The sequence below is a fragment of the Ruminococcus flavefaciens MA2007 genome (assembly GCF_000621845.1).
GTDB lineage: Bacteria > Bacillota > Clostridia > Oscillospirales > Ruminococcaceae > Ruminococcus > Ruminococcus flavefaciens_E.
On record NZ_JHXF01000007.1, the window covers coordinates 155,322 to 182,299 of the forward strand.

Here is a 26,978-nt window from a genome sequence, read left to right on the forward strand (position 1 = left end):
TTACATCATAAGTTTACTATAAATCAGTCCATTTTGCTATAATTTTTCCATATAAAAAGTTATAATAATACCACAAGAAAGAGAAATCCTATTTTCAAGGAGGACATGAAAATGAAAATAAACAAGTATTTATCCTTCGCTGCTGCACTTGCAATGCTTGGCTGCGCTGTAAGCTGCGGCGACAAGAACAGCTCAGGTTCGGACACAGCTCCCGAGACCGCAAAGCCAACCGAGGCAGCTACAGAAGCTGTTGACGTTCCCGAGATAGAGGGCTACAACCTGCTTTGGAACGACGAGTTCAGCGGCAGTGCTCTTGACGAGAGCAAGTGGAACTACGAGCCCCACGAACCGGGCTGGACTAACGAGGAATTACAGGAGTACACAACATCTACAGATAACGTATTCCTCCGCGACGGCAAGCTGGTCATCAAGGCTATCAAGTCCGAAAAGAACGGCAAGGACTACTATACATCAGGTAAGGTAACAGGTCAGAACAAGACTGATTTCTCCTACGGCAAGGTAGTCGTAAGCGCTAAGGTGCCAGAGGGACAGGGCTTATGGCCTGCTATCTGGATGATGCCCAAGGAGGAGAGCTACTACGGTCAGTGGCCTAAGTGCGGCGAGATTGACATCATGGAGGTACTCGGCAACGATGTAAGCACAGCCTACGGTACTCTCCATTTCGGCGAGCCCCACGGCGAGATACAGGGCACATGGGGACTTACAGGTCAGACCTACGCTGACAGCTTCCATGAGTATTCTGTAGAGTGGGAGCCGGGCGAGATACGCTGGTATATCGACGGCAATCTCTACAATACAGCAAACGACTGGTTCACAGCCGTTCAGGGCGAGGACGAGAAGCCATACCCAGCTCCGTTCGATCAGCCTTTCTTCGTTCAGATGAACCTTGCAGTCGGCGGCACATGGCCCGGCAATCCCGACGCTACAACAGATTTCGACAAGGCAGAGTTCGAGATCGACTACGTAAGAGTTTACCAGAAGCCTGAGTACAATATGAACGTTAAGAAGCCCGAGAAGAAGTTCCGCGAGGCTCTCGAAGACGGAAACTTCATCTTCAACGGTGACTTCTCCGAGGCTGAGGACCTTACAGACGACGTAAACTGGAAGTTCCTGCTGTTCAACGGCGGCGAGGGCTCAGCTGAGATAAAGGACAACATGATAGTGATAACCTCTCAGGCAGAGGGTACAGAGGAATACTCCGTACAGCTTGTACAGCCGGATCTCCCAATGATAAAGGGCAAGAAGTATCGCGTGACATTCGACGCTTACGCTGACGAGGAGCGCGACATCGTAGTATGCGTTTCTGCTCCGTCAGCAGGCTGGATACGCTACTTACAGGATACAAAGCTGACACTTACCACAGAAAAGCAGAGCTTCACCTATGATTTCGAGATGAAGGAAAAGGACGACAATAACGGACGTCTTGAGTTCAATATGGGTAAGCGCGGCTCAACAGCTACAGTTTACATCAGCAATGTAAGAGTAGAAGAAATTGCATAATAAACAGCCCCGAAGCGATTCGGGGCTTGTTTTTATACGGTCAATGCTATAAATCATCATTTATGTTTGTAGGGGACGGCGTCCTCGACGTCCCATTTAGGGAACGCCCTCTCTTGCAGGGCGACACTAATCGTGTCCGGCACCCTCTGTCCTTTGGACATCTCCCTACACTGTAGGGAGTCACCCTCTCAAAAAACAGTCCACCGGACTGTTTTTTGATTCACCCTTTGCGGTTACTCCCTGTGGTACAGGAGATGTCAGCGTAGCTGACAGAGGGTACTCGCTCCTGTTAGGAGCGTCTTCGTAACTGCGGGGCTTTGCCCCACACCCCACAAGGGCTGTCAGCCCTTGACCTGACCAAAGGAACAAAGTCCCTTTGGAATCCCGTTCATGGGCTCGGCAAGTTGTTACGTTAAAATTGGTTTTTAATAATTTTAATATCTTATGAATTGCTCTCACCTAAAAATTGACAGCTTTTTCCACAAATTGACTTGTATTTCATTCCAAAATATGTTATAATAATATATATATTTAATGCCACATACATCTAAGCTAAAGCAAAGGAGTTTCATATGGATAAACCGATTGAAATTGCCGTTATCGTCGCTGGTATCGACGAGGAATACCAGAACGGAGTCATCGACGGCATAAGACACTGCGCAAAAATGAATAATGCAAATATTTCATGCTTCTGCGCATTTGGCGGAGTCCTTGCCAACAGCAAATTCGATGTGGGCGAATACAACATCTACTCACTTATAAATTACAGCAAATTTGACGGCGTTATACTTATGACAAATACCATAAGCTCCCCTGTCGATAAGGAAAAGATAATCGCAAAGGTCAAGAGCACTGGTCTGCCTGTTACTATCCTTGACTGCGATGAACACCCCGAATTCTATAACATCAGCATAGATAACTACTCTGCTATGCAGGCTATAGTAAGACACGTTATCGAAAAGCACAACGTCAAGCGTATCAACTATATCTCAGGTCCTATGGAAAACCCCGAGGCTGCCGAGAGAATGAGAGCATTCCGTGAGACTATCGCCGAGTATTCCATTCCCTATGAATACGAGCGCGTTTTCGTGGGAGAATTCAGAGCTGCCGACGGAAAAAATGCTGTTGTCTCCTTCATGAGCTCGGGCTTGCAGCGTCCGCAGGCTATAATCTGCGCCAACGACGCTATGGCTCTTGCTGCTGTTGAGGAGCTTGGCAACTTCGGCTACAAGATACCCGATGATATCATCGTTACGGGCTTTGACAACACCTACAACGCCCGTCATCACCTCCCTGCCCTGACCACTGTATCCCGTCCTCTTGACGACGCAGGCTTCAAAGCCTGTGAGATACTCATAGGTCTTATAATCGGCAGAGAATACCCCAAGAATACCGTGCTCAACGCTTCTCCCGTATTCTCGGAGAGCTGCGGCTGCGTATCCGTTGAGGAGACAGATATCTCGGAATACAGAGTTTCCGCATACAAGCTGCTGAACAGCTGCCGCAGGGACGTTTCCCTGCTCAACCGCATGACTACGGAGCTTGCTGATACTCAGGATTCTGCTTCGACTATACATACCGTGTCAAAGATAATCAACGAGATAAAATTCGACAGATTCTGCCTGTGTCTGTGCTCAAACTGGGATCAGGTGGTGTCAAACGGACTCAATATCGATCCAACCGATACCTCGTCCTATCAGATACACGGCTATACTCCGAAAATGCTGGCTCCTCTGGTACTGGAGAACAACATCAACGATCCCGTAAGTATGTTTGACAGTGCCGATATGTACCCTGCACCACTGAAAAACGGCGGCAACGTAAGCTTCTTCGTACCGCTTCATTTCGGCGAGCGCTGTCTGGGATACTATATCTTCACAAACAGCAAGTTCCCCACAAAGAGCCTGCTGTGTCACGCACTCATGCTCACTATCAGCAATTCTATCGAGAATATCCGCAAGCTGGTACACCTGAAGAGCATGGTCAAGGAACTGGACAAGCTCTATGTCATTGATCCGCTCTGCAATGTCTACAACAGAAACGGCTTTATCAGAAACGCCGATCCTATGTTCAACCGCACAAAGGCGTCAAAGCAGAAGCTTCTTATCTCATTTATAGATATGGACGGTCTTAAACACATCAACGACTGCTACGGTCATAACGAGGGCGACTTCGCACTTCAGCGCCTTTCAAGCGTTATATCCGACTGCTGCAAGGGCGGCAGGATATGCGCACGATTCGGCGGCGATGAGTTCATTATCCTTGGCGAGAACGCCTGCGAAGAGGACATTATGGCTCTGGAGACCGTTTTTGAGGCTCAGCTGAAAAACATAAACACCATTGTGAAAAAGCCATACACCATAGCGGCAAGTATAGGTACTATCGTCAGCGAAATACAGGATAATGTAACGCTTTTCAACCTTATCACTCAGGCTGATGAGATAATGTACGCAAACAAGAAGCGCAAGCGCACTTCACGCTACCTCAGACACGAAGAAAGTGAAGAGGAGATACAATATGAATCATCTGGGAACGATCAGGCTTGAGACCGAAAGACTTATCCTCAGGCGCTTTGAGGAAAGAGATACGGAGACTGCTTTCTCCGTCTGGACAAGCGATCCTAAAGTAACCCAGTATCTGCGCTGGAAGCATCATCGCTCCCTGACACAGATGAAGGAGCTGGGGCTTACATGGATAAACAAATACAACGATCCCCAATGGTATCACTGGGTGATCGAGCCCAAAGAAGTTGGCTTCCCTATCGGAACTGTCTCTGCCGCTGATGTAAACAACGACACCGATACCGTTGAGATAGGCTACTGTATCGGCTCAGGCTACTGGGGCATGGGCTATGTTACGGAGGCTGTCGCCGCTGTGATACAGTTCTTCTTCGAGGAGGTCAAAGCCAACAGGATAGAAGCCAAATACGATACCAGAAACAAGGCTTCGGGACGTGTTCTCGAAAAATGCGGTCTCACCTATGAGGGAACCCTTAGAAGCTATGAGCGCATACAGTCGGGCATAACCGATGTATGCATATACAGTATCCTCGCCGAGGATTACTTCTGAAATAACAAAAGGACAGCTTTAAGCTGTCCTTTCAATGCTACTCTTTTATCTTACTACTATTCCGCACCATACTTCACACCAACATACACATCACAGCAAGGGAGCAAATATATTCAGTATTGCTCCCGCTATTTTTTTGTGTACGGGACGTTTTGTGCAGGCTTCTGCTGTTATCTGCTCGGAAACTGCCGCCGTGCGTTCAAAATCAGCTACAATATCTCCGATAACGGAGCTGTTGTAAAGCACCGAACCGCACTCGAAATGCAGGTAGAAGCTTCGGTAATCGAAGTTTATAGTTCCCACAACCGCCGATGTGCCGTCGGCTACACAGGTCTTGGCGTGGATAAAGCCGGGGGTGTATTCGTATATCTTTACGCCCGTATTCACAAGTCGGCTGTAATTGTTCCACGCTATCATGTGAACATACCACTTGTCGGGTATATGGGGCGTGATGATACGCACGTCAACTCCCTTTTTAGCCGCAAAGCCAAGTGCATTGGTCATTTCCTCGTCCAGTATCAGATAGGGCGTGGTTATGCAGACATAACTCCGCGCGTTGTTGATAAGCTCAAGGTAAACTCGCTTTCCTACGGGCTCCTCGTCAAGGGGAGAATCGGAGAATGGCTGTATGAAGCCGTCGCCTATGTCAGAAGCAAGGTCTGCATTTATAACGGGCTCGAATCTGCGTATCTCACTGCTTTCGGATTTCGACCAGAGCTGGAGAAACATCACCGTGTAATTCCAAACGGCTTGTCCGCGTATCATTATTGCGGTATCCTTCCAGTGTCCGAAGCGCTCCTTACGGTTGATATACTCGTCGGCAAGATTAGTACCGCCGTTAAACGCCGTATGTCCGTCGATTATGACAATCTTGCGGTGGTCGCGGTTGTTCTGTACCGAAGATATCATAGGGCGGAACGGATTGAAAACCTTGCATTTCACGCCGTTATCGGAAAGCTTTCGGAAAGGCTTTACGGAATTCAGCATACCAGTGCCTATGCCGTCATACATCAGACGGACGTCAACTCCTGCCTTTGCTTTGCGTATCAGGAGCTCCGACATAACGTCGAACATATAGCCCTCGGTTATGATGAAAAATTCAAGGAAAATGAATCGCTCAGCCTTTTCAAGCTCCTCAACCAGCTTTGAGAACTGCGCTTCGCCAAGGCTGAAATACTCCGCGCAGGTACTTCGGTAAACGGGATACATACCGTAGTCCGCAACGTATCTTGCCAGATTCACGGAATCGGGACAGTTCGCTTCAAGCTCCGCCATGACGTTTTTATCCTGCACAAGAAGCTCACGAGTCTGCTTCTGATTGCGCATATCTATGGATTTCGGGAACTGCTGTGAAAGCTTGATGTAGATATAGGAAACTCCGCCAAGAAGCGGAAATACGCTTATGAGAACTACCCATGCCACACGGTAGGATATGGGCTCGTTCTTGTTGGTGATATATATGACAAGAAATATATCCAGTGCAATAAGCGCGATATAGAAGAATACAAAATGCTCTCCAAGGCTCGCTACGGCAAGCAAAAGGAAGCCTATCTGCAATAAAAGCAGTATCACGAATGCCGCATTTGAGCTGAGTATACTGCCGAGAAGTTTTTTAAGCTTCATGTTACACCTCAGAAAAATATTATAATATTATTATATCATAAATAAAATAAAATGCAATATTCGCGGCTGAAAACTTCCGCTTACGGTTATTTCAGCGCTTATATCATAGTTTCAACACGAAAGGAAGTCTTTTTTTGAACAAACTCAGACCATACGAAAGAAAAGTTTTTTACTACGAGACCGATAAAATGGCAATAGTACACCACTCAAACTATATCCGCATTTTCGAGGAGGCTCGTATGCACTATCTCACAGAAGCAGGTCTGCCTTTTGAAAAGATCGAAGGAATGGGCATACTCATGCCATGCCTTGCCCTTGATTCCAGCTTCAAGCGTCCTCTTGTCTTTGACGAGCCCTTTGCGGTGTACATGAAAATGGATAAGTTCAACGGCGCTACCATACACCTTGTATACAAGGTAGTGAGCCGCAGAAGCGGCGAGATATGTGCAGAGGGAAGCTCCACACACTGCTTCACTGATATGAACATGAAGCCCCTGCGTACAAAGCATTCTCACCCTGAGCTTTACGCAACTATCGCTCAGTATCTTAACTACGAATACGACTTCTGATCCTTTCAATATTATTGTCAGGGGATATTACGCTATTCACTAAAAACAGCCATAAAGCTTAAGCGAAACAGTCATAAAGAAGTAATACTTCTTTATGACTGTTTCTAAAATAACAAAGAATAGAGAAGAAATAATAAATAAGAATAGATGTATTGCCTGTCGGCAATTGATTAAAATCTGTCCGCAAAGGGGAGCCCCCTTTGGCGGAATCGCAGGTTACCAAATATGAGCCGTTACTTTACGGCTCGGTAGCCCGCTTTTTCCGTTAAGGGGAGCAGCCTAAAGCGGACACTTTTATTATTCTTTATTCATTATTCTTTCTTATTTATTATTTTAGGAGGTGTGATAAAGTTTCTTTATCACACCTCCTCTTAGCTTTATGGCTGTTTTTTATGCTGTTGCCTTGACTACTGCCTTTTTCAGTGCTGTAAGATCGAATATATCCACAGCACCGTCCTTATTCATATCAGAAGCAAGGTACTGTTCCTTGGTGAACTCCTTGTTCTTGCCAAGTATATAGCTCTGGAGAGCAACTATATCCGTCACATTCAACTTGCCGTCGGAATTGAGGTCTCCCAGAACTTCCTTTGGAGCACTGCTGCCGATAGTAAAGTCAGTCTTTACCAGCTCAACGCTTGCACCGCTCTTGTCCTCGGCAACTATCTTGTAGGTGTACTCGCCGTCATTAAGAGCGTTGAACGCAATGTTCTTATCAAAATATGAGGAAAGGTCATACTTTATCGTATTTGGAGCTGCCTCTGCACACTGGCTTGTAGCCTCGCCGCTTCGGAAATAAACTCCGCCGTAAACCTTGGTGATTACCAGATTTGAAGTGATATTTCCCTTTATTGAAAATGTCTTGCCCTTATCGAGGTTTCCCTCGGGAGCTGTAACGTTTTCGATCTTTATCTCGGATTTGAGGTCAGCTTTTTTCTCCATGTAAGCCATTGAAGCAAAGCCGCTCTTGCCGTTGTACTCAACGTGAGCCCACTCGCCGTTGCCCCTTGTTACCCTGAACTCCGCACCGGCAGGTATCTCGCCTATAACAGCGGAAGATGTGTTATGGTCGGCTCTCATGTTGAGGTATGTAACTACGCCCTTTGTGGTGTACTCGCCTGCGTATTCCTCAGAGCAGCCGCAGTCGGTCTTAGGCGACTCAGCAGGAGTATTTCCGCTGCCGCTGTTGTCCGAATAAACGAAATAGCTCATCGGATCGTAATATGTACGTGCAGGCCAGCCAGCCTGTAAGGAATCGCAGATACCGAAGTGGAGATGATTTCCCGAGGAATTTCCTGTACTTCCGACCTTTCCGATAACGTCGCCCTGCTTTACCTGCGCGCCTGCACTGGTCAGCATCTGTGAAGCGTGAGCATAGAAGGTATACACACCGAGGTCGGGGTGCTGGATTATTACGGTGTAGCCGTAAGCGTCCATCCACTCCGCAGCAACTACCTTTCCGCCTACAGCCGCGTAAATATTGCTTCCGCCGTCTGCTTCGATGTCGATACCGTTATGATAGCCAGAAACGTCATTGGTGTTTCTTGCCGCGTCGAAGTATGTGGTTATGTTCTTGAACTTCGGCTCCGTGGGCCATACCGCATATGCGGCAGCGTGAGCCGAAAGTCCGAACGGATATATCATAAGTATAGTTAATATCATAAATAAAGCTGCAATTACCGCCGCAGCTCTCTTTGTTTTCGTTATCATTGTTTTTTCTCCTCCCAAAGAAAGATCAAACTGACAAGAACTATTTTACCACATTTTTATAAAAAAGTCAATCCGCTGTGGTGCATAATCACAAATCAGGTTGCACATACTTTTTGCGGATTTCTATTGACATTGACTAAAAAATAGAGTAAAATATATACGTAAGACACTACTAACATAAAGGAGCATGATACCATGATAAAAACAATTATTAAGATAGACGGCATGATGTGCAATATGTGCGAATCACACGTAAACGACGCTATCCGCGGCGCAGTTTCGCCTAAAAAGGTCTCTTCCTCACACAGCAAGGGCATTACCGAGGTCATCTCGGAAAACGAGCTTGACAAAGCCGCACTGAAAGAAGTCATCGAAAAAGACGGCTACAAGGTGCTTGATATAACCTCCGAGCCCTATGTGAAAAAGAAGCTTTTCGGATTCAAATAATTATTGCAATTAAGGGACGCCCTCTCTTGCAGGTCCCCCTAATCGGGTCCGTCCCCTCTGTCGCGTTGCGACATCTCCCCACCCTGTGGGGAGTCACCCTCTTTCAAAAACAGTCCACCGGACTGTTTTTGAAATTCACCCTTGCGGTGCGCCTTCGTTTTTTCGGGGCGCTGCCCCGCCCCCCGCAAGGGCTGTCAGCCCTTGACCTGACCAAAGGAACACAGTCCCTTTGGAATCCCTTTCATATTATCATGAAAAACCCCGAAAGCTATAAATTCACTTTCGGGGAGTTTTTATTTATTCTTCGTCCTTGATAAAGAAATCCTGCACCTTTTTGGTTATGAGAGTTAGATATCTCAGACAGGGCTCTGCGATGATAGAAAAGTTCACGCAGAGAAGTATGCAGCGGTTTGACATTGATGTAATGGCAAACAGGTCGCTGACGAAAATCATACAGCAGACAAGTCCCACCGCACAGCCTATCCACATCCACATCTTGTACATATCCATAGGCTTGCATATCTGGAATACTATCATCATGCCGACCATGCTCATGAGTATGGTCGAAGCCGTGGCTATATCCGTAGGCGCTACGTTGAAGATGTTTCCGAAGTATACCATAGCGCAGACCACAAGCACGTCTGTCAGAGCCGCAGGCAGAGCCTTCAGCAGGATATTCATGATGAATCTTCCGCGGATAATGTCGCGGTTTGGCATAAGTGAAAGCACAAACGCAGGAAGTCCGATAGTGAACATACTGATAAGGGATATCTGCGAGGGCTTCAGCGGATAAGCCAGTCCGAAGCATATGAACAGCACCGAGATTATCAGCGAGAAGATGTTCTTTACGATAAAGAGGCTTCCCGAGCGCTCAAGGTTGTTTACGACCTTGCGTCCCTCGGCAACTACGTCAGGCATTTTCGAGAAGTCGGATTCAAGGAGAACAAGCTGTGCCGCCTGTGCCGCAACGTCGCTTCCCGAAGCCATAGCCACGGAGCAGTCTGCGTCTTTCAGTGCGAGGACGTCGTTTACGCCATCGCCTGTCATAGCGACTGTCTTGCCTGCCTTTTTCAGTGCGCGGACAAATTTGCGCTTCTGCTCGGGAGTAACTCGTCCGAATACAGTATAGCGCGTTACAGCGTTCTTGATAGCCGCGTCGGTTGTAAGAGTTGTGGCGTCAACGTATTCCCCTGCATTCTTAATGCCTGCCTGCTTTGCGACTTCAGATACGGTAACGGGATTGTCTCCCGAAATTACCTTTATCTCAACGCCCTGCTCGGCAAAGTATCTGAATGTCTCGGGAGCGTTCTTTCTGATAGGATTTGACATTACCACGAAGCACACAGGCTCAACATCGGCTTTCAGCGCCTTTCCGTCGGGAATGCCCTTGTACTTAACAAAAGCAAGAACTCTGTAGCCCTTGCGGCTGTAGGATTCAAGAAGCTCTCTGTGCTCCCTTATCCTGTCCTTCATGACAAATTCGGGAGCGCCTATAACATAGGAATCGCGCTCGAATGTGACACTGCTGTATTTGAACTCAGAGGAGAAGCCTGTGGAAGAAACTGCATATCTTCCAGCAGGTCTGTGGAAATGGCTCTTTATAGCCGCCATGGTCTCGTTGTCGGAGTCCTGAGCCGCCGCAAAGTCGCTGATAAGTCCCTCGACAACGTCCTCGTCATACTGGTCGGATGCAGGAACAACAGCAGAAACGTTCATGGTGTTTTCGGTGATAGTACCTGTCTTGTCCACGCAGAGCACGTCAACTCGTGCAAGAGTCTCGATACATTTCATGTCGTGAACCAGTACTTTGCCCAATGCAAGGCGCATTGTACTGATTACAAGGGCAACGCTGGCAAGGAGGAAGAGTCCCTCAGGTATCATGCCTATAACAGCGGCAACCATTGACTGAACGCTCTCCTTGATAGAGTCGTGGTTTATATAATATGACTGGTAGAAAAGCAGACTTCCTATAGGGATAATCGCAAAGCCTGCAAACTTTACTATCCTGTTCAGGGAGCGTATCATCTCGGACTGCTCGCCCTTCTTGGACTTCTTAGCCTGTATGGTAAGCTTTGAGATATAGGAATCCCTGCCCACCTTTTCAAGTCTTGCGCGGCATGAACCCGATACGATATAGCTTCCCGACATGAGGGTGTCCCCTGCCTTTTTGCTTATCTCGTCGGATTCACCAGTAAGGAGCGACTCGTTGACCGATACGTTTCCGTCAACTATTATTGCGTCGGCGCTTATCTGATTTCCTGCCTTGAAGATAACGATATCGTCAAGAACAAGGTCTTTTGAGGGAACTGTCTTTACCTCGCCGTCACGGACTACCGTAGTTACGGGAGCGTTCAGCACAGATATCTTGTCCAGTACAGACTTTGAACGAAGCTCCTGAATGATACCCGTCAGGGCATTTGCTATGATGATAGGCATGAACGTCAGGTCTCGGTATGAGCCTACGATTATCAGAAGCACGGATAATATCACGAAAATAAGGTTGAAGTATGTGAAGATATTGTCCGCAAGTATCTCCTTGACTGTTTTCGAGGGAGCTTCAACAGGCTTGTTGTCCATGCCCTCGGAAACTCTCTGCTGGACCTGCGCAGAGGTAAGTCCCGTATCATAGTCGGCTTTTATTCTTTTTATATCAATAACATCTCGGAATTCACTGGTTTTATTCATTACGTCCTTTTAACTCCTCGCCAAAATACTATTATATTAAGTATATCACACTTCCATAATAATTTCAATGGCTTAGAAGAAAAATAAATGTCAACCAAATTAAGCTCAGAGGGTTGACAATTGAAATAAACTGTGCTATAATGTACTCATATCAGACAAAAGGAGTTTTTCATCATGGAAAATCAAGCTGTATTAAAGAAAAACACAAACAAATTCTCAACAAAGGACATTGTGCTCATCGCCATGTTTGCCGCTGTTATGGCGGTCTGCTCGTGGATATCCATACCAATAGGTGCTATCCCCGTTACCTTGCAGACCTTCGGCGTTTTCTGCGCACTGAGCCTGCTGGGCGGACGAAACGGCTCATTCTCTATCGCGGTGTATATCCTCCTCGGAGCTATCGGACTCCCCGTATTTACAGGCTTCAAGGGCGGTCTCGCAGCTCTTACGGGACCTACAGGCGGCTATATACTGGGATTTATTCTCATGGCTCTGCTTTACTGGGCTGGCACCAAGCTTTTCGGCAGCAAGCTCCCCGTAAGCATCGGACTTCTTACAGCAGGACTTGCTGTATGTTATCTGTTCGGAACGATATGGTTCGTTTTCGGCTATTCAAAGGGCGAAAACACCATGAGCTTCTACAAGGCTCTGAAGCTCTGCGTAATACCATTCGTGCCATTCGACATTATCAAGCTTGTGCTTGCAGCGGTGATATCAAGCCGCGTGAAAAAACAGCTGAATCTGTAAAAAAAGCCATAAGAAGCAATGCTTCTTATGGCTTTTTTCAGTTAAGAGTTGAAAGTGGAGAGTTGAGAGTTTATGAGTTTGCTTCGTTCACATGATTTAAATAATGTCGCCGCAGGCGACACCGCAACTGTCAACTCTCAACTCTGAACTCTCAACTAATAAGGAATTCTTTCACCGCTTCAAGATTTTCGTTGGCGATACGTCTGCCTATGCGGTAGACCTCCAGCATTACCTCAGGATCGTGCTCGATATGTCCTATGGGAAGTGCCTCGGGCGGAGCTATGACAAATGCCCTGCCTGCTTCCTCGGCGGAGCGGATATATTTCAGCTCACCGTTGTACATCTTGTGGCGGTTCTGTATGGACTTAATAAGCTCGGGATACTTGCGGTATCTCAGCTTTATGAGCTTCTGAGCGCCTGCCGGCTTCTTGACATAGTCACGGGGCTGAGTAAGCACCACAACGTTACGCTCACAGCCGCGGCTCTCCATGAATTTCAGCGGTATAGAGTCGGCAATGCCGCCGTCAAGCATTCTGTAGCCGCCCACCTCAACTATACGGGCTGCCAGCGGCATTGAAGCCGAGGCGCGGAACCATTCAAGCTCGTCGTAGCTGATGTGTCCGCTCTTGTGATAGACTGCCTTGCCTGTGGTGATGTCGGTGCAAACCACCCAGAAGTCCATAGGCGAGTTGTTGAAGGTCTCAACGTCCACTAAGTCCAGCTTGTCGGGAACAGTGTGGTAGCAGAACTCGCCGCCGAACATATCTCCCGTCTTTATGAGAGAGTTCACGCTGCAATAGCGCTTGTCCTTGCAGAATCGCGTATTATAGCGGATAGCACGGCGTATCTGTCCCGATTTATAGTTGCAGCCGAAAGCCGCTCCTGCGGAGACTCCCACAGCCGCGTCAAATGTTATCCCGTTTTCCATGAAGACGTCAATAACGCCTGCGGTAAAAAGTCCGCGCATGGCGCCGCCCTCAAGTACAAGTCCGTATTTCATCTCTTTCTCCCTTTTTTTACAAGTTGTTAGCGATTAGTGCTTAGTGATCAGAAAAAACAGCCAAACTATAACACTAATCACTATTCACTATCATGATATATTCTTCATCGTTTTCCGAAACTATTTTAAAACCCACTTTTTCGTATAGCTTCACGGCGTGATTCGCCTTTTGAACTGCCAAAGACAGCCTTTTATAGCCATTTTTTCTGTATTCTTCGATAACAGCCCTCATAAGCGCCGTACCTATGCCATGTCCCCTGTAGTCCTTGTACAGAGATATGGCAAGCGACGGCGTTTCGTCGTCAATATGACCGTAATCATTCATTATCCTGCCCCATACAGCTCCGACTATTTTTTCGCCCGAAACTGCGCAAAGAGCTAAATCTCCCTGCTTTTTGCCGAAATTCTCAACATAGACCTGTAACTCGGGCTGCTTTATTATCTCACGGGACGGCGGAGCTGCTCCCTCTGGAATGAATATCGCCTCAAAGAGGAAATCTTCAAGGAGAGGATATTCGCTTTCACGAACAGGTCTGATGCTGTATTTCATCTCTTTCTCCCTTTTTTACCAGTTATTAGTAATCAGTGCTTAGTGATTAGAAAAATAGCAGCCAAACTATACACTAATAACTAATCACTAAAAACTAATTAGAAAGGAGCTGCGGAAAACAGCTCCTTATGTTGTCAATTGTCGCTGAGGTCGTAGGGCTGCTCCTCATTTGAAAGAGCCACCTCGATGACCTTTCCGTAAAAGCCCGCAGGATTGAGAAGTATCTTCTCGCCTATGAGCTTCGCCTGTGTCATATCGGGAGCATACAGTCTCAGGTCCATAAGGTCAAAGGTATTGTCGATACACCTTACACGGACGTAGTAGCCGTTGCCTACAGGCTCGTACTCTATCTTCAGCTCCTTTTCGTACTTGATACGGGCAAAATAGCGAAGCGCCGCAAGCACCAGCTTGTCCCTGTAGGACTTTGGAGCGTAGTTTTTCAGCTGCTTTGCGCACTCCCTGCCCTTGGGCTGGAGAACGTACTTCTCAGTATCATTTTCGTCCTTTTCAAGAACTATGAGCCCGTTTTTCAGCAGATAGCCGATAGAGTCCTGATAGTAGAAATAATTGATTATCCCCGTTCCGATAGCTATGTCATAGAGCTGGTCGGGACTGACGGGACGGTCTATTTTATATAGCAGATAGCACAGCAGTATATTCAGCGTGGGGATATCCTTTATCTCGGTATCGGCACGCTCTGCCATTTTCATGATGTTTTCGTCCTGCATAAACGTCACCTTAACAGAAATTTGGATAGTCCAGCATATGCGAGAGAAGCGCTATATTCACTGCCGCTTCTACGCAGGGTACTGCCGAGGGCACATTGCACGGGATATGCTTTACGCTCTCAACGGTCTCGCTGGCCATATTGCGGTAATTCACAGCCGCCTGCTGACCTGCAACGTACTCCGAAGGCTTGAAGGCGACTCTGAGAGTTATAGGCATTCCCGAGGATATACCGCCAAGTATGCCGCCGTGGTTGTTGGTCTTTGTGAGAACGTGACCGTGGTCGTTGACATAGAATTCGTCGTTGTTCTGGCTGCCCACCATTTTTGCGGAAAGGAAGCCTGCTCCGAACTCAAGTCCGCGGACATTGGGTATACCGAATACCAGCTGAGCGATGTTGTTTTCAAGTCCGTCGAATATAGGAGAACCTATACCCGCAGGAACATTGACAGCCGCACACTCGATGACGCCGCCGAGGGACTCTCCGCCCTCGTGAGCCTTGTTGATATCCTCTATCATAGCCCAGCCCTTGCGGTCATTGATAACGGGAAACTCCTTTTCTCTGACGCTGAGAACGCCGTCACGTGTGATATTCACGGGGTCAAAGGGGTTGTCCTTGATATTGTGTATCTGGAGTATATGAGCTCCTGTGTATATTCCGCGCCTTTCAAGTATCTGGGCGCAGACAGCTCCCGCAAAGCACAGCGGAGCTGTAAGTCTGTCGGAAAAATGTCCGCCGTCACGGACGTCGTTGAAGCCTCTGTAGCGCATAGTGCCCGTATAGTCGGCGTGTCCCGGACGGGCAAGGCTGTCGAGGTTATCGTGCTGAGGCGCAGATGTATCGGGATTCTGGAGAAAAGCGCACAGCGGAGTACCTGTAGTACGGTCCTTGAATATGCCCGACATGATGTGGGGCATGGAATTTACAGCAGGTACGCTGCCGCCAAGATATCTTCTTGCCATGAAACGAGCGAGCTCCTCGGCGTCGATATACTCTCCCGAGGGGAGATTATCCACAGTAACGCCTATAGCAGGTCCGTGAGCTTCGCCGAACATGGACACAGATATCCTATTATTCCAGAATGATGACATTTGCCTTACCTCCGAGTTTTCTGTAGTCGTCAAAGAAAGCAGGATAGGACTTTTCCGCCGCCTCAGCGCCCTTTATTACTACCTCGCCGTCAATAGCGGTAGCCGCGATTGCAGCTGCCATGACTATCCTGTGGTCGCCGAAGCTGTCAACAGTACCGCCGTGCATAGCTCCTGTGGGATGGATAATAAGTCCGTCGTCTGTTATATCAACACTGCCGCCGAGGTTATTCAGCAGAGCAGCTGTTGTTTGCAGACGGTCACTTTCCTTAATTTTAAGTCGTTTTGCATTATATATTACCGAATCGCCGCTGCCGAAGGCTCCCAGAACTGCCAGAATTGGTACAAGGTCGGGAATATCCGAGCAGTCGGCTCTGTAGTGTCCGATATTGCCATTATAACACATATCGCTGATAATTTCAAGGATTTTCTTGTCGCCCTGAACGCTGTTTTCCACAAGATTATGGAGCTCTACCTCAGAGCCGAGAGCATTTGCCACACAGAAGAACGCCGCCTGAGAATAATCGCCCTCGATATGCTCGTCTCTTGCGATGTATCTCTGACCGCCCTTTACGCGGAAGCCCTCATCTGTCTCGGTAACGGAAACGCCGAATCTTCGCAGAGTATCAATGGTTATATCAACGTATGGACGGGATTCAAGGTGAGATGTGAGAACTATGTCCGAATCTCCGTCAAGAAGCGGAAGTGCAAAGAGAAGTCCCGTGATGAACTGTGAGGAAACATCTCCCTCTATCTCGAACCTGCCGCTTTTAAGTCCGCCCGAAACGGTAAAGGGCATAGTATTCTGATAACCGAAGCTAACACCGTTTTTGCCCAGCTCACGGATAAATATGTCGATAGGTCGCTGTGGCAGTCTTCCTCTGCCGCGAAACTCCGTATTGGTGCCAAGAGCCGCAGCTATGGGGATTATGAAGCGCAGAGTAGAGCCGCTCTCGTTGCAGTCGATAACGCAGTCATTAGCCTTTCTGCCGCCTGCTCCCTTTACGGTGATATCGCCGCCGTTCACGGTAAATTCAGCTCCGAGAGCCGTCATTGCGCCTATTGTAGCCTCGATGTCCTTTGACATTGTAACGCCGCTGAGGTGTGAAACTCCCTCAGCTAAAGCGGCGCAGATAATGGAGCGGTGAGCGCAGCTTTTTGAGGCAGGCACGCTGAGGTCGCCGCGAAGCTTTGACGGGCTTATCCTTATATCCATGCTCAGCCCTCCATAAGTCGGCAGAATTCGGTGAAAGGCACCTTAACTATCTCGCACTTGCCGATCTCCTTGCAGATTATGTAATTTATGTCCTTTTTCTCGTTTTTCTTGTCCTTTGAGCAGAATGGCAGAAGCTCGCTCATAGGGATATCGCTGCCTGTGGGGAGCTTATATGCAGCACAGCACTTCTTGAGCCTGTCAGAAAGCTGAGGTGCAAGCTTGTCCGTTATCATGCACATACCTGCGGCAACTCCTGCGCCGTGAGATATCCCCGTATATTTATGCCAGCCCTCCAATGCGTGACCGAGAGTATGACCGAAGTTGAGGATCATGCGCTCTCCCCTGTCAAACTCGTCGTTTTCAACTACCTGACGCTTGATATCCACGCACTTGTATACCATTTCGTCCATGATATCGTCAACTGTGGCAATATCATGGGACTCCATGAGCTCAAAGAGCTTCTCGTCGCGTATCATGCCATACTTTATGCACTCGCCCATGCCCTCGGAAAGGACCTCCTCGGGGAGAGTTTTCAGGGTGTCGCTGTCGCAGATGACCAGAGCAGGCTGCTTGAAAGCCCCCACAAGGTTCTTGCCGCCCTTTATATCAATAGCTGTCTTGCCGCCAACAGACGAATCCACCTGTGCAAGGAGAGTAGTGGGTATCTGTACGAAATCGACTCCGCGGAGATAAGAAGCAGCCGCAAAGCCTGTGATATCGCCTACAACTCCGCCGCCGAGAGCAACTACGATGTCGCTCCTTGTAATGCCGCTGTCGCAGAGAAAATCGAAGATATTGCCTAAATTTTCGAGGCATTTCGACTGCTCGCCGTGAGGAAAAGCGTAAACCGAGCACTCAAAGCCTGCCTTTTTCATAGAATCCAGAACTGTGGGGAGATGATACTTCTCCACATTGTCATCGGTTATAACAGCAGCCTTTCTTGAGCCTGTCACCTGTGCGATATATTCTCCGCTCTTTGCCAGAGAACCGCGCTCGATGAGAACCTCATAGGGGCGGCTGGTTTTTACGCTTATTTTCTTCATATCAACGCCTCCGTTAGTTTATGCAGCGCCGCATTTACGCGGCGTTATGCTTCAGAAAAAATTATACCATATACTATTATAACTGTCAACACTTTTCTGCTTTAAAGATTTTACCCGATGAAATTTAATATGTCACCTTATTAACGGTTCTCAGCAGACGATTCTAAGTGTTTATTGTGCATTAACACTAAATTTATTCTTAAAATTTAGGCGCTCGCCGCAAATTTAACAATGAGTTCACAGAATGTCTATCACTGAAAGTTCCGCCTGTGCTATAATGTTGATGTAAATTTATATAATTCTGACAGATATTTTATCTGATCGGAGGGGATATGTATGAAAAAACTTGATTATATGACTGCTCTGGAAAATCTAATATCAGATCTGCCAAAATATCCCGACACGCTCAACTCCGACATCACTCCTGCCTTAAAGGGCATCTGCTCCGTCCTGAATATTACCAAGATAGAGATGTACGCCTACGACAACGAGGCTGCCGAGCACCTGAACATCTACAAATACTACTGCTTTTACGGCAGAGGACACAAGGTGCGCGAGAACGATGTCTGTTTAAACAAACGCTTTACTACAGGTGACGAAAATATTGCCGTATACAGGATATGGTCTGCCGATGACTATTCATGGGACACAACTGAGGAACACAGGATAAATGTCCTGCTGGATATACTCACATTCAGCCATGCAAAAAGCCGACTTATCGGCATTGCACATCACCTGACCTTCTTTGATACAGAACTGGATATGTTCAATCTGCGCCAGTTCATGAAATGTATCAAGATACTCTATAAAGCTGAACGAGTGGACGAATATACCGCCGTTTACTTCAATTTAAAGCGCTTTTCCCTTGTCAATCAGCAGATAGGCAGAGAAAAGGGCACTATGGTAATGAAGAAGTTCATCGCTCTTATCGCCGACCAGCTCGACGATGAGTACGAAAACGTCTGTCGTATCGGCGGAGATAACTTCATTACCCTCATAAAACAGGAAAAGCTCCCCACTATACTGCGGCTTCTCAACGGCACGGGAATAGTCTATGACGAGGCAAAGGGCGAAAGAATACTGCTGTCTGCCACTGCGGGAGTCTACGTTATCCCCGATATGGACAGCTTTATCCTGCCCACGGATATCATGGACAGAGTAAGCATGGCTTTTCACCTTGCCAAGGGCTCGTCAAAGCAGGACGTGGTGTACTTCGATGACGCTCTACTTGCACGTACCAAGCGCAATAACGAGATAACCGCCTGTTTCCCGAGAGCTCTTGAGGACAGAGAGTTCCTCGTATACTACCAGCCCAAGGTGGATATCGACCAGCGACGCGTTGTAGGCGCAGAAGCGCTGTGCCGCTGGCTCCATAACGGCAGGCTCGTTCCGCCGATAGACTTTATCCCCGTTCTTGAACAGGGACGCGATATCTGCAAGCTGGACTTCTATATGCTCGACTCGGTGTGCCGCGATATACGCAGGTGGCTGGACAGCGGACAAAACGTTGTCAGGGTATCGGTAAATCTCTCGCGCCGTCATCTTTCGGATATGGACCTGCTCCAGCATATAACCGAGATAATCGACAGGCATAGCGTTCCACACGAATATATCGAGATAGAGCTCACCGAGACCACTACAGATGTGGAATTCAAGGACTTAAAGCGCATAATCAGCGGCTTGCAGGAGCTTGGGCTCTCCACAGCAGTCGATGACTTCGGAACTGGCTATTCCTCGCTGAATCTCCTTAAAGAGATACCGTGGGACGTTGTAAAGCTTGACAAGAGCCTGCTCCCCGACCACAAGACCGAGAATTATATGCAAAAGACCATAATGTTCAAGTATATTGTCGCTATGACGCAGGAGATAGGTCTTGAGTGTATATCCGAGGGCGTTGAGACTATTGAGCAGGTCAATCTGCTGAGCTCCAACGGCTGTAATCTGGCGCAGGGCTTCTACTTTGACAGACCTCTGCCCGTTGCGGAGTTCGAGACACGTATCAATGACAGTTTCATCTATAATAAATAATTGCAAACAAGGGACGCCCTCACTTGCAGGGCCCCCTAATCGGGTCCGTCCCCTCTGTCGCGTTGCGACATCTCCCCACCCCGTGGGGAGTCACCCTCTTAAAAAAACAGTCCGCCGGACTGTTTTTTTAATTCACCCTTGCGGTGACTCCCTGTAGTACAGGGAGATGTCAGCGTAGCTGACAGAGGGTACTCGTTACCGTTAGGAGCGCATAACGATATCGGGGCTCTGCCCCGAACCCTGCCAGAGGCGCCGCCTCTGACCTTACCGGTACGTCCCCTCTGTCCTTCGGACATCTCCCCATCTTATGGGGAGTCACTCTGCCAAAGGAACACAGTCCCTTTGGAATCCCCTTCAGAGGGACATCAAATTATTATAAAAAGGGAGTGATATCATCACTCCCTCTTTGTTATTTCATTTCCGCCTGTCTGTACTGCAACGGAGTAAGTCCGTAGAAATTGCCGAATGCCTTTACAAAATACGATGTATTGCCATAGCCCACGTTAATTCCCACGTCCTTTACGGACAGGTCTGTAGTTTTCAGAAGCTCCGCCGCCTTGTTCAGTCGGCTGGTGATGACGTCCCTGTTTACACTGACGCCGAAGGTCTCTGTGTACAGATGCTGAAAACGGGAGCGGCTCAGCGAGAGCTCCTTTGCCATATCTTCAATGGAATAATCGCGGCTCGGCCAGCGATAGATAGACTTGCGTATCCACAGAAGCTTTTCTGAGTATATTCCCTCGGACCTGTTGGGGAAAGCCTCCTTTTTTTTCAGCTTTTCCGAGATCTTGAACATGAGCAGTCTGAAATACAGGTCTATGCTGTTTGTTCTGAACTGATTTCCCGAATAGTGCTCGAAGCACATACTGCGTATCATAGACGACATCTCGGTAATATCGCCTATCTCCACAGGCTTGTCAAGGGGGATATTCAGCTCATTCAGCATTTTCTGCTCGTCCTCGTCGGGATAAAAATGCATCCAGTCATCGAAGTATTCATTGCTGGCAGGATAGTAATACTGTGGGGTGTTCGGACGGTAAATGATAAACGAATGGGACGTCGTGCGTGTCTCCCTGCCGTCTATCCTGAAGTGTACGGGTGTTTTTACGATGAGCATGAGCCAGCTGTCTGTGCCGTTGGGACGGTCTATGCAGAAGCTCCTGCCGTGTCTGTGATTGTATCCTATTTCGACCATTCTCAAAGTGATGCACTCCTCTTTATCTTTCTTTAAAACCTATTATAACATATTGTGCGAAGCAGTGTCAAGAATTTCCAGCACAAAAGTGATATATTTATTTTCTCGTGGCGGATATGTTTTTAAAATGCACAAAAAGAAAGGGCGGATACTATCCGCCCCTGCGTCAGTCTAATTTTTTATCAAGATACTGGATATCCATATCCACATCGCCGTTTATGCCGGGGATATGACCGTAGGCACTCGCCTGCCAGATAGCGTACTCGCCGTCGTAATCGGTCTCGTCAATGAAATGCGCCAGCCATACAGGGTGAGAAGCCTTAGTCTCCTCGTTCCATATATTGCCGAGGAAGTTCTTGCTGCTGTAGAGCATAGCCTTATATCCGCACTTCTCGACCTCGTCAGCAAACGCCATGTAAACGTCGTTGATGTCCTTTATGCTCATGTGATACTTCTGGAAGTTAGCAAACTCCTCCCAGTCGAATGCTACAGGCATTTGCAGGTCGTAGCCCTTGACCTGCTCCGCTATCCAGCGGGCGTGTTCACGGACGCCATCCTGGGTATTATCGGTGGTGTAGAAATAAACTCCCACATCGAGACCTGCTTCGGTAGCGTTCTTGATATTCTCGCGGAAGTAATCGTCCATTTTTATCTCGCTGTAGAAGTAACCCACGCGGATTATAACGAAGCTGCACCCAGCCGCCTTGACAGCGTTGTAGTCCACATCGGTCTGCCATGCAGAAACGTCTATTCCGAAGCGAACTCCGTCCCTGTTATACTGAGCGATAAAGTCGCTGTAGTTCACTCTCGGATTATCATCAACAGGACGTGGAACTTCATTCAGAACACATATCTTAAGGTCCCATGTCGTGAAGTTTCCCGAGCTGTCAGTAACAGTTGCAGTCAGCGGATAAAGTCCAACCTTGTCGGGATCAATATCGCCTGTGAATGTAAGAACGGGGTTACTGTCGAAGTTATCCGCAAAGCCCACGTAATCATTGAGGTCGAATGGCGTTCCTACCTTGTGATTTGGCTCCCAGCCTGCATTGAGTACCACAGGCGGAGTCGTATCCATTACGGAATATTGCAGCTTCTGGGTGAACTCGCAGCCGTTGTAGATATATGGTATCTCCACCTCGAAAACTCCCGTATCGGAGGTATTGAGCTTCACCGAGCCGTCCTTGAGGTCAACATTTTTCTCGGTGATAAAGCTTTCAAGGGAGATATCCTCATAGACCTCCACGGAATCAAGTCCCTTGAGCACAAGGTCTTTGGGCGGATCGCATTTTGGCTTTGTAGTGGTGACAGAAGTCGTTGTCGATACAGCAGTTGTTGTGGTCGAAACAGTTGTTGTGACCGTACTTGAAGAAGCTTTGGCGCTTTCGGAAGATGTTGAGACCTTTTTTCCGCCGCAGCCTGTAAGCAGGCACAGCGCTGCTGAAAGAATTACTATATATTTTAGTTTCATGTTATACCTTTCATTCCCGAGCTATCAGCTTTCAGGAAGTTAATATTTTAAAATCATAAATTATATTATAACACAAATCGACAAAAATGTAAAGGAAAAGCTTGACTTAAACTCCAAAACGTGCTATATTTTACGCAGAACTTATGATTTATGCCGAAAGGATATTATTTATGGTAATTGATTCACATTTGCACCTCCCCGTTGACTATCCCGACTTCAACACAAAAAAAGAAGCCCTTGTAGCGGAGCTCCGCAGAAACGGAGTTGACAAGAGCATAGTTATCGCTGATTCCGAGCTTGAAAGCGTTATCGGTTCGGTGCGTGACTGCGCGGAGCTTTTCAGAGGCAGCGATATGATAAAGGTCATCGCAGGTATAAGTCCGTTTATCAGCTATGAACAGCAGCTCCGCCTGTGCAGGGAGCTCCTTGAAAGGGGGGATATCATCGGTCTGAAGCTTTACACGGGACACGAGAGCTTTTACTGCACCGATCATGTGCTCTCCCCTGTCTACGACCTTGCCGCGGAATTCGATGTACCTGTGCTTTTCCACACGGGCTGGGATAATACGCAGTATTCGGCTCCCGATAAGATGAAGGAGCTCGCACAGAAACGCCCTCAGAACAGGTTCGTTTACTGCCACTGCTTCTATCCCGAACTTGAACAGTGCTTCGGAACTCTTAAAGACTGCGGAAATGTCTGGTTCGATACTTCCTCAGTGGCAGATGACTCCCGTATCTGTCCCCAGATAAAGACAGCTCTTGAAGCTGCCATAGCAGCCATGCCCGAGCATTTCATATTCGGCTCCGATTTCGGGAGCTGCTCAGAAAAAGTTCACCTTGACTTTGCCGCAAGTCTCGATATTACGCCGAAACAAAGGGAGCTTTTCATGTACGAAAACGCCCTAAGAGTATATAAAATCTGAATAAAAATAAAAATTGCCGTTCCACTCTTGACTTTTTGCCGCCGATTTGATATAATTGATATGTTATATTTAAGCCGATGTGATGGAATTGGCAGACGTGACGGACTCAAAATCCTATCAGCATTTTTTCAGGATTTGAGTACCGATTGTTTTTCAGCATCGCTCAAACGGCTTATCTACGAGGTTATCTGATAGCTTTGGTAGAACGGACTTGTTCGTGTTTCCGTTTTTTCTACCATTTTTCTACCGATTTTTCGTGGTTCGTTTACAAATTGACGTTTGATTCAAAATCCTCTTGCCATTTTTGACGGTTTTGAATTTCAACTGATTTTAACATCGCTCTAACGGCTTAACCACGAAGAAATTTGGAGATTGTGGTAGAAAGAACTTGTTCGGTTCTTTTTTATTCTACCTTATTTCTACCGAAATATCAGTTTCCTTGAAAACTGTCTTTCTGATAAAAAAATCAATATGTGCCGATGTGGTGGAATTGGCAGACACGCTTGACTCAAAATCAAGTACGAAAGTGTGCGGGTTCGAGTCCCGCCATCGGCACCACTAAATTCAGCGTAGAATCGGGCTTTTCGTAAGCTCGGTTCTTTTTTTATGCGTTCTCATCATTGCTTGTCGGCGTGTTACTCTTTGCTTTACCGCTTGCTTCTTCCGTATCGGGATTGCAGGCACCGAGAGCCTGAGCGATAGCATCAGCCGAGGACAGCTTTGAATTGAACTCTAGATGACTGTAAAAATCAGCAGTTACCTGGAATGTGGAATGACCTAACCACTCCTGAATTGCTTTCATAACTTCGTTATCTTTGTTAGTATGTGCTTCAGGGACAATTTCGTTGATAAATGCGGTTCTATATTCGTTTACGCTAAGAAGATACAATTCGTTTTTGGCTCTTGTGATTGCAACGTAAAACAAACGACGTTCTTCCTCATAGTTATCAATCCGTTCCTGTTCTTTTGCGGTTTCTCTGTCTGAGTGAGGTAAACTACCGTCATAGGCATCAACTATATAGACAATATCGAATTCTAAACCCTTCGCAGAATGAATAGTGGAAAGAATGACCGGATTTTCTGCTGAACAGTGATAGTTCTCAATAAGTTTCGGCAATAGCTCCAAGTGTTCAAGAAAACCTGTAATTGTTTTTTCCTGTACAGCTAAAGAGTATAGGATATCGCATTTACCTATGTCGAGCTCTTTTTCTCTTGCATAGTCACGATACCAATAATTACAGATCATATCAATTGCATCTTGTGGAGCGGAAGCAGCAATCCTCTTCATTTTTTCCTTAAAATCCAATGCTTTTTGCTCTAATGACCGCCACTTTGACAGTTGATTAATCAGTTCATCGGAAATGGAAATGCCTTTTTGGAGCGATTTTGTACAGCTCCAATTTGCAGCTCGCTGGTTGAAACCATAGCCGCACTTATAGTAGATCTGCTTAAAAGCATCTGCGTCATTAGGATTGATAGCGAATCTTAGAAAATATACAATATCCTGAACAACTTTGCAGGTAAAAAAGTTTTCACCTGCATCTTTCAGGCGTTGAAATGGGATATTTTTTCGTAAAAAGAGATCCATAAGAGGAATGGCATTTGCATTGTTCCGGTAGAGTATTGCCATTTGACCATGATCTTGCATGGATGCTTCTGCAACAGTAGAATACTGCTCATGTTTCTTCATGACATTAATACGTTTTATCGGCTTACCGTCTCCTCGGCTTGATCTCATATATTTCTCAGAATGACGGTTAATATTATGACTAATAAAACTCTGAGCAGCTGAAACTATTTGCTTTGTTGAACGGTAATTTGTTTCAAGAAACAGAACATACGGATTAATATATATATCCGCAAAACTCAAAAGTGCCTGTGGATAAGCTGCACGGAAACGATAAATGCTTTGATCTTCATCACCAACCATAAAAACATTATTCCGCTTTGAAGCTAACAATCTGACTATTTCATGTTGAATTTTAGATGTATCCTGTGCTTCATCAACACAAATGTACTGGTATTTATCCTGAAATTCACAAAGAAGGTCAGTTTTTTTTTCAAGGAAAATCTTAGCGAAGCGTAGTTGATCGTCATAATCCATACGTTGATTTGATTTCAAAGCATCTTCATATTTGTTATAGAAATTCTCATAGATGGAGTCTTCGGGCAGATACTCCTCTCTTAATTCAGGAGTTGTCAGCATCATGTTTTTTATATAACTGATTTTGGTTTGTGCTTCGATAATATCAGCTTCGTGTGGAAATTTATCGCCAGTTATGCTTGTGTAGATTGATTTGATAATTGCACATTGTTCATTTTCATTAAGCAGTTTATAGCGATTTGGTCTATTATACTTTTGAACATATCTTGTGATGATCTGTTCGCATAAAGAGTTGATAGTGCGTATATTAAGACGATCGGCTATGTTTTTATCGAACTTTTGAGCAAAGCGCTGTTTAATATCATTTGTTGCGCTTTTAGTATAAGTTATAGCAAGAATATTCTCGGGAGCAATACCTTTACAATAAATCATATATCCCATTCTTGCAACCATAACAGTAGTTTTTCCACTACCTGGTACTGCAATCATAAGATTTGCTCCACTCACAGCCTGGACAGCTCGTTGTTGCTGAAGATTAAGAACAATATTATACTTTTCAGAAAAACGTTGATATTCCTCATCTATATTAGTGTCTATGTGCAGCGGTGGAAGACATCTTCCGTCAGTCAGACCGATATAAGATAAGAAGGCTTCTTTTGTAAATCTTTGTTTGATTTGAAAGAAGCCTTCATAGAATTCATGTATTTGCAATATACATTCATTATCATCAGATATTTGAAAGAAAAGGTCTATTGCTCCGGCACGAAGGTTGTATTTTCTGAAAGTAGATCTTGGTTTGCTCCAAGAAAAGATATTATTGTTCTTTTCCTTTAATTGTCCGCTTTCATAGTCTTCGCGCATATCATAAAGCCAGACAACTTTGTATCCAATATTATTATGATAGAAGACATTTCTGTCATTAAACTTTCCGGCGGATAAGGGACTATGCTGAAACTCAGCGACTGTTCTGTCCACAAGCACGTCTGCTCTGTGCCGAATATCGTCCCATTGAACAACTACTTCCTGGTTATCAGCCGGAAATCTATTCTGCCATTCATAGTGCCATTCAGACATATCATATTGACCATTCCAGCCATCATTGCATTCACACTTAGGATAGTGAGAAAAATGACGTGCTCTTTCAGTTCCGGCTTTTACAAACAGTCTCTCAAGACAAATTGGGCAGAAGAATGTATCGCCCTGAACAGCGTCATTGATAGATATTCTCTTTTGTTCTTTATCAAATGCAATATACATTCTTCCTGCCC

20 protein-coding genes and 1 tRNA gene are annotated in these 26,978 nt (G+C 46.5%); 9 read left to right on the forward strand and 12 right to left on the reverse strand.

The features are described from left to right. The first annotated feature begins 111 nt into the window (after nt 1-111). The 3 genes from T497_RS0103890 (at nt 112) to T497_RS0103900 (ending at nt 4,590) form a co-directional block, all read left to right on the forward strand. A complete protein-coding gene (locus T497_RS0103890; RefSeq protein ID WP_028514485.1) occupies nt 112-1,521 on the forward strand; it encodes a family 16 glycosylhydrolase in 1,410 nt (469 codons plus the stop codon). Nucleotides 1,522-2,093: 572 nt separating this feature from the next. Then, on the forward strand, nt 2,094-4,067 hold the full coding sequence (locus T497_RS15730) for a substrate-binding and GGDEF domain-containing protein (protein WP_051530511.1): 1,974 nt from the start codon (nt 2,094-2,096) through the stop codon (nt 4,065-4,067). Then, nucleotides 4,039-4,590 carry a GNAT family N-acetyltransferase gene (locus T497_RS0103900; RefSeq protein WP_028514486.1) on the forward strand — a complete coding sequence of 184 codons (552 nt, stop codon included), beginning with the start codon at nt 4,039-4,041 and terminating at the stop codon, nt 4,588-4,590. The genes T497_RS15730 and T497_RS0103900 overlap by 29 nt, the downstream gene beginning before the upstream one ends. A 90-nt stretch (nt 4,591-4,680) precedes the next feature. On the opposite strand, the gene cls is transcribed toward T497_RS0103900, so the two are convergent. Further along, the gene (gene cls, locus T497_RS0103905) at nt 4,681-6,213 is read right to left on the reverse strand and encodes a cardiolipin synthase (RefSeq protein ID WP_028514487.1); all 1,533 of its coding nucleotides are present in this window, start codon (nt 6,211-6,213) and stop codon (nt 4,681-4,683) included. A 134-nt stretch (nt 6,214-6,347) separates the two neighbouring features. Between cls and T497_RS0103910 the strand changes: the two genes are divergently transcribed. Beyond that, nucleotides 6,348-6,782: an acyl-CoA thioesterase gene (locus tag T497_RS0103910; protein ID WP_028514488.1), complete on the forward strand. Its 435-nt coding sequence runs from the start codon at nt 6,348-6,350 to the stop codon at nt 6,780-6,782. Between the two features lie 390 nt (nt 6,783-7,172). Here the strand turns inward: T497_RS0103910 and T497_RS18905 are convergent, their stop codons facing one another. Next, nucleotides 7,173-8,489 (reverse strand): peptidoglycan DD-metalloendopeptidase family protein, encoded by a 1,317-nt coding sequence (locus tag T497_RS18905; protein ID WP_028514489.1) that lies wholly within the window; start codon nt 8,487-8,489, stop codon nt 7,173-7,175. A gap of 195 nt (nt 8,490-8,684) precedes the next feature. Between T497_RS18905 and T497_RS0103920 the strand changes: the two genes are divergently transcribed. Further along, entirely contained in the window at nt 8,685-8,936 is a 252-nt protein-coding gene (locus T497_RS0103920) for a heavy-metal-associated domain-containing protein (protein ID WP_028514490.1), read from the forward strand. A gap of 297 nt (nt 8,937-9,233) precedes the next feature. Here the strand turns inward: T497_RS0103920 and T497_RS15740 are convergent, their stop codons facing one another. Continuing rightward, nucleotides 9,234-11,621 (reverse strand): cation-translocating P-type ATPase, encoded by a 2,388-nt coding sequence (locus tag T497_RS15740; RefSeq protein ID WP_037324396.1) that lies wholly within the window; start codon nt 11,619-11,621, stop codon nt 9,234-9,236. 174 nt (nt 11,622-11,795) lie between these two features. Here T497_RS15740 and T497_RS0103935 point away from each other — a divergent pair, with 174 nt between their 5' ends. Beyond that, on the forward strand, nt 11,796-12,368 hold the full coding sequence (locus tag T497_RS0103935) for a biotin transporter BioY (RefSeq protein ID WP_028514492.1): 573 nt from the start codon (nt 11,796-11,798) through the stop codon (nt 12,366-12,368). A 151-nt stretch (nt 12,369-12,519) separates the two neighbouring features. On the opposite strand, the gene T497_RS0103940 is transcribed toward T497_RS0103935, so the two are convergent. The 6 genes from T497_RS0103940 to aroB form a co-directional block, all read right to left on the reverse strand. Further along, nucleotides 12,520-13,368: a patatin-like phospholipase family protein gene (locus T497_RS0103940; RefSeq protein ID WP_028514493.1), complete on the reverse strand. Its 849-nt coding sequence runs from the start codon at nt 13,366-13,368 to the stop codon at nt 12,520-12,522. A gap of 73 nt (nt 13,369-13,441) precedes the next feature. Further along, the gene (locus T497_RS0103945; protein WP_028514494.1) at nt 13,442-13,918 is read right to left on the reverse strand and encodes a GNAT family N-acetyltransferase; all 477 of its coding nucleotides are present in this window, start codon (nt 13,916-13,918) and stop codon (nt 13,442-13,444) included. Nucleotides 13,919-14,052: 134 nt separating this feature from the next. After that, entirely contained in the window at nt 14,053-14,646 is a 594-nt protein-coding gene (locus T497_RS0103950; RefSeq protein ID WP_028514495.1) for a DUF4364 family protein, read from the reverse strand. Between the two features lie 10 nt (nt 14,647-14,656). Then, nucleotides 14,657-15,736, reverse strand: a complete 1,080-nt coding sequence (gene aroC, locus T497_RS0103955) for a chorismate synthase (RefSeq protein WP_028514496.1) — start codon at nt 15,734-15,736, stop codon at nt 14,657-14,659. Beyond that, on the reverse strand, nt 15,717-16,949 hold the full coding sequence (aroA, locus tag T497_RS0103960; RefSeq protein ID WP_028514497.1) for a 3-phosphoshikimate 1-carboxyvinyltransferase: 1,233 nt from the start codon (nt 16,947-16,949) through the stop codon (nt 15,717-15,719). The genes aroC and aroA overlap by 20 nt, the downstream gene beginning before the upstream one ends. 2 nt (nt 16,950-16,951) lie before the next feature. Beyond that, on the reverse strand, nt 16,952-17,992 hold the full coding sequence (gene aroB, locus T497_RS0103965) for a 3-dehydroquinate synthase (protein ID WP_028514498.1): 1,041 nt from the start codon (nt 17,990-17,992) through the stop codon (nt 16,952-16,954). A 336-nt stretch (nt 17,993-18,328) separates the two neighbouring features. Here aroB and T497_RS0103970 point away from each other — a divergent pair, with 336 nt between their 5' ends. Continuing rightward, a complete protein-coding gene (locus tag T497_RS0103970; protein ID WP_051530512.1) occupies nt 18,329-20,020 on the forward strand; it encodes a bifunctional diguanylate cyclase/phosphodiesterase in 1,692 nt (563 codons plus the stop codon). 409 nt (nt 20,021-20,429) lie between these two features. On the opposite strand, the gene T497_RS0103975 is transcribed toward T497_RS0103970, so the two are convergent. Together T497_RS0103975 and T497_RS0103980 are read right to left on the reverse strand one after the other, a co-directional pair. Then, on the reverse strand, nt 20,430-21,215 hold the full coding sequence (locus tag T497_RS0103975) for an AraC family transcriptional regulator (protein WP_242839971.1): 786 nt from the start codon (nt 21,213-21,215) through the stop codon (nt 20,430-20,432). A gap of 166 nt (nt 21,216-21,381) precedes the next feature. Continuing rightward, nucleotides 21,382-22,683, reverse strand: coding sequence for a GH25 family lysozyme (locus tag T497_RS0103980; protein WP_028514501.1), 1,302 nt, complete (start codon nt 22,681-22,683; stop codon nt 21,382-21,384). 170 nt (nt 22,684-22,853) lie between these two features. Between T497_RS0103980 and T497_RS0103985 the strand changes: the two genes are divergently transcribed. Together T497_RS0103985 and T497_RS0103990 are read left to right on the forward strand one after the other, a co-directional pair. Then, nucleotides 22,854-23,606, forward strand: a complete 753-nt coding sequence (locus tag T497_RS0103985; RefSeq protein ID WP_037324397.1) for an amidohydrolase family protein — start codon at nt 22,854-22,856, stop codon at nt 23,604-23,606. 475 nt (nt 23,607-24,081) lie between these two features. Continuing rightward, nucleotides 24,082-24,164, forward strand: a tRNA-Leu gene (locus T497_RS0103990). A gap of 46 nt (nt 24,165-24,210) precedes the next feature. Here T497_RS0103990 and T497_RS15745 read toward each other — a convergent pair. Continuing rightward, the gene (locus tag T497_RS15745) at nt 24,211-26,967 is read right to left on the reverse strand and encodes a competence protein CoiA family protein (RefSeq protein ID WP_051530513.1); all 2,757 of its coding nucleotides are present in this window, start codon (nt 26,965-26,967) and stop codon (nt 24,211-24,213) included. Nucleotides 26,968-26,978 lie beyond the last annotated feature (11 nt).

What these genes read in the sequence shown, in the direction of transcription:
- T497_RS0103890 (WP_028514485.1), top strand. Translation starts at nt 112, where the DNA reads ATGAAAATAAACAAGTATTTATCCTTCGCTGCTGCACTTGCAATGCTT.
- T497_RS15730 (WP_051530511.1), top strand. Translation starts at nt 2,094, where the DNA reads ATGGATAAACCGATTGAAATTGCCGTTATCGTCGCTGGTATCGACGAG.
- T497_RS0103900 (WP_028514486.1), top strand. Translation starts at nt 4,039, where the DNA reads ATGAATCATCTGGGAACGATCAGGCTTGAGACCGAAAGACTTATCCTC.
- cls (WP_028514487.1), bottom strand. Translation starts at nt 6,213, where the DNA reads ATGAAGCTTAAAAAACTTCTCGGCAGTATACTCAGCTCAAATGCGGCA.
- T497_RS18905 (WP_028514489.1), bottom strand. Translation starts at nt 8,489, where the DNA reads ATGATAACGAAAACAAAGAGAGCTGCGGCGGTAATTGCAGCTTTATTT.
- T497_RS0103920 (WP_028514490.1), top strand. Translation starts at nt 8,685, where the DNA reads ATGATAAAAACAATTATTAAGATAGACGGCATGATGTGCAATATGTGC.
- T497_RS15740 (WP_037324396.1), bottom strand. Translation starts at nt 11,621, where the DNA reads ATGAATAAAACCAGTGAATTCCGAGATGTTATTGATATAAAAAGAATA.
- T497_RS0103935 (WP_028514492.1), top strand. Translation starts at nt 11,796, where the DNA reads ATGGAAAATCAAGCTGTATTAAAGAAAAACACAAACAAATTCTCAACA.
- T497_RS0103940 (WP_028514493.1), bottom strand. Translation starts at nt 13,368, where the DNA reads ATGAAATACGGACTTGTACTTGAGGGCGGCGCCATGCGCGGACTTTTT.
- T497_RS0103945 (WP_028514494.1), bottom strand. Translation starts at nt 13,918, where the DNA reads ATGAAATACAGCATCAGACCTGTTCGTGAAAGCGAATATCCTCTCCTT.
- T497_RS0103950 (WP_028514495.1), bottom strand. Translation starts at nt 14,646, where the DNA reads ATGCAGGACGAAAACATCATGAAAATGGCAGAGCGTGCCGATACCGAG.
- aroC (WP_028514496.1), bottom strand. Translation starts at nt 15,736, where the DNA reads ATGTCATCATTCTGGAATAATAGGATATCTGTGTCCATGTTCGGCGAA.
- aroA (WP_028514497.1), bottom strand. Translation starts at nt 16,949, where the DNA reads ATGGATATAAGGATAAGCCCGTCAAAGCTTCGCGGCGACCTCAGCGTG.
- aroB (WP_028514498.1), bottom strand. Translation starts at nt 17,992, where the DNA reads ATGAAGAAAATAAGCGTAAAAACCAGCCGCCCCTATGAGGTTCTCATC.
- T497_RS0103970 (WP_051530512.1), top strand. Translation starts at nt 18,329, where the DNA reads ATGAAAAAACTTGATTATATGACTGCTCTGGAAAATCTAATATCAGAT.
- T497_RS0103975 (WP_242839971.1), bottom strand. Translation starts at nt 21,215, where the DNA reads ATGGTCGAAATAGGATACAATCACAGACACGGCAGGAGCTTCTGCATA.
- T497_RS0103980 (WP_028514501.1), bottom strand. Translation starts at nt 22,683, where the DNA reads ATGAAACTAAAATATATAGTAATTCTTTCAGCAGCGCTGTGCCTGCTT.
- T497_RS0103985 (WP_037324397.1), top strand. Translation starts at nt 22,854, where the DNA reads ATGGTAATTGATTCACATTTGCACCTCCCCGTTGACTATCCCGACTTC.
- T497_RS15745 (WP_051530513.1), bottom strand. Translation starts at nt 26,967, where the DNA reads ATGTATATTGCATTTGATAAAGAACAAAAGAGAATATCTATCAATGAC.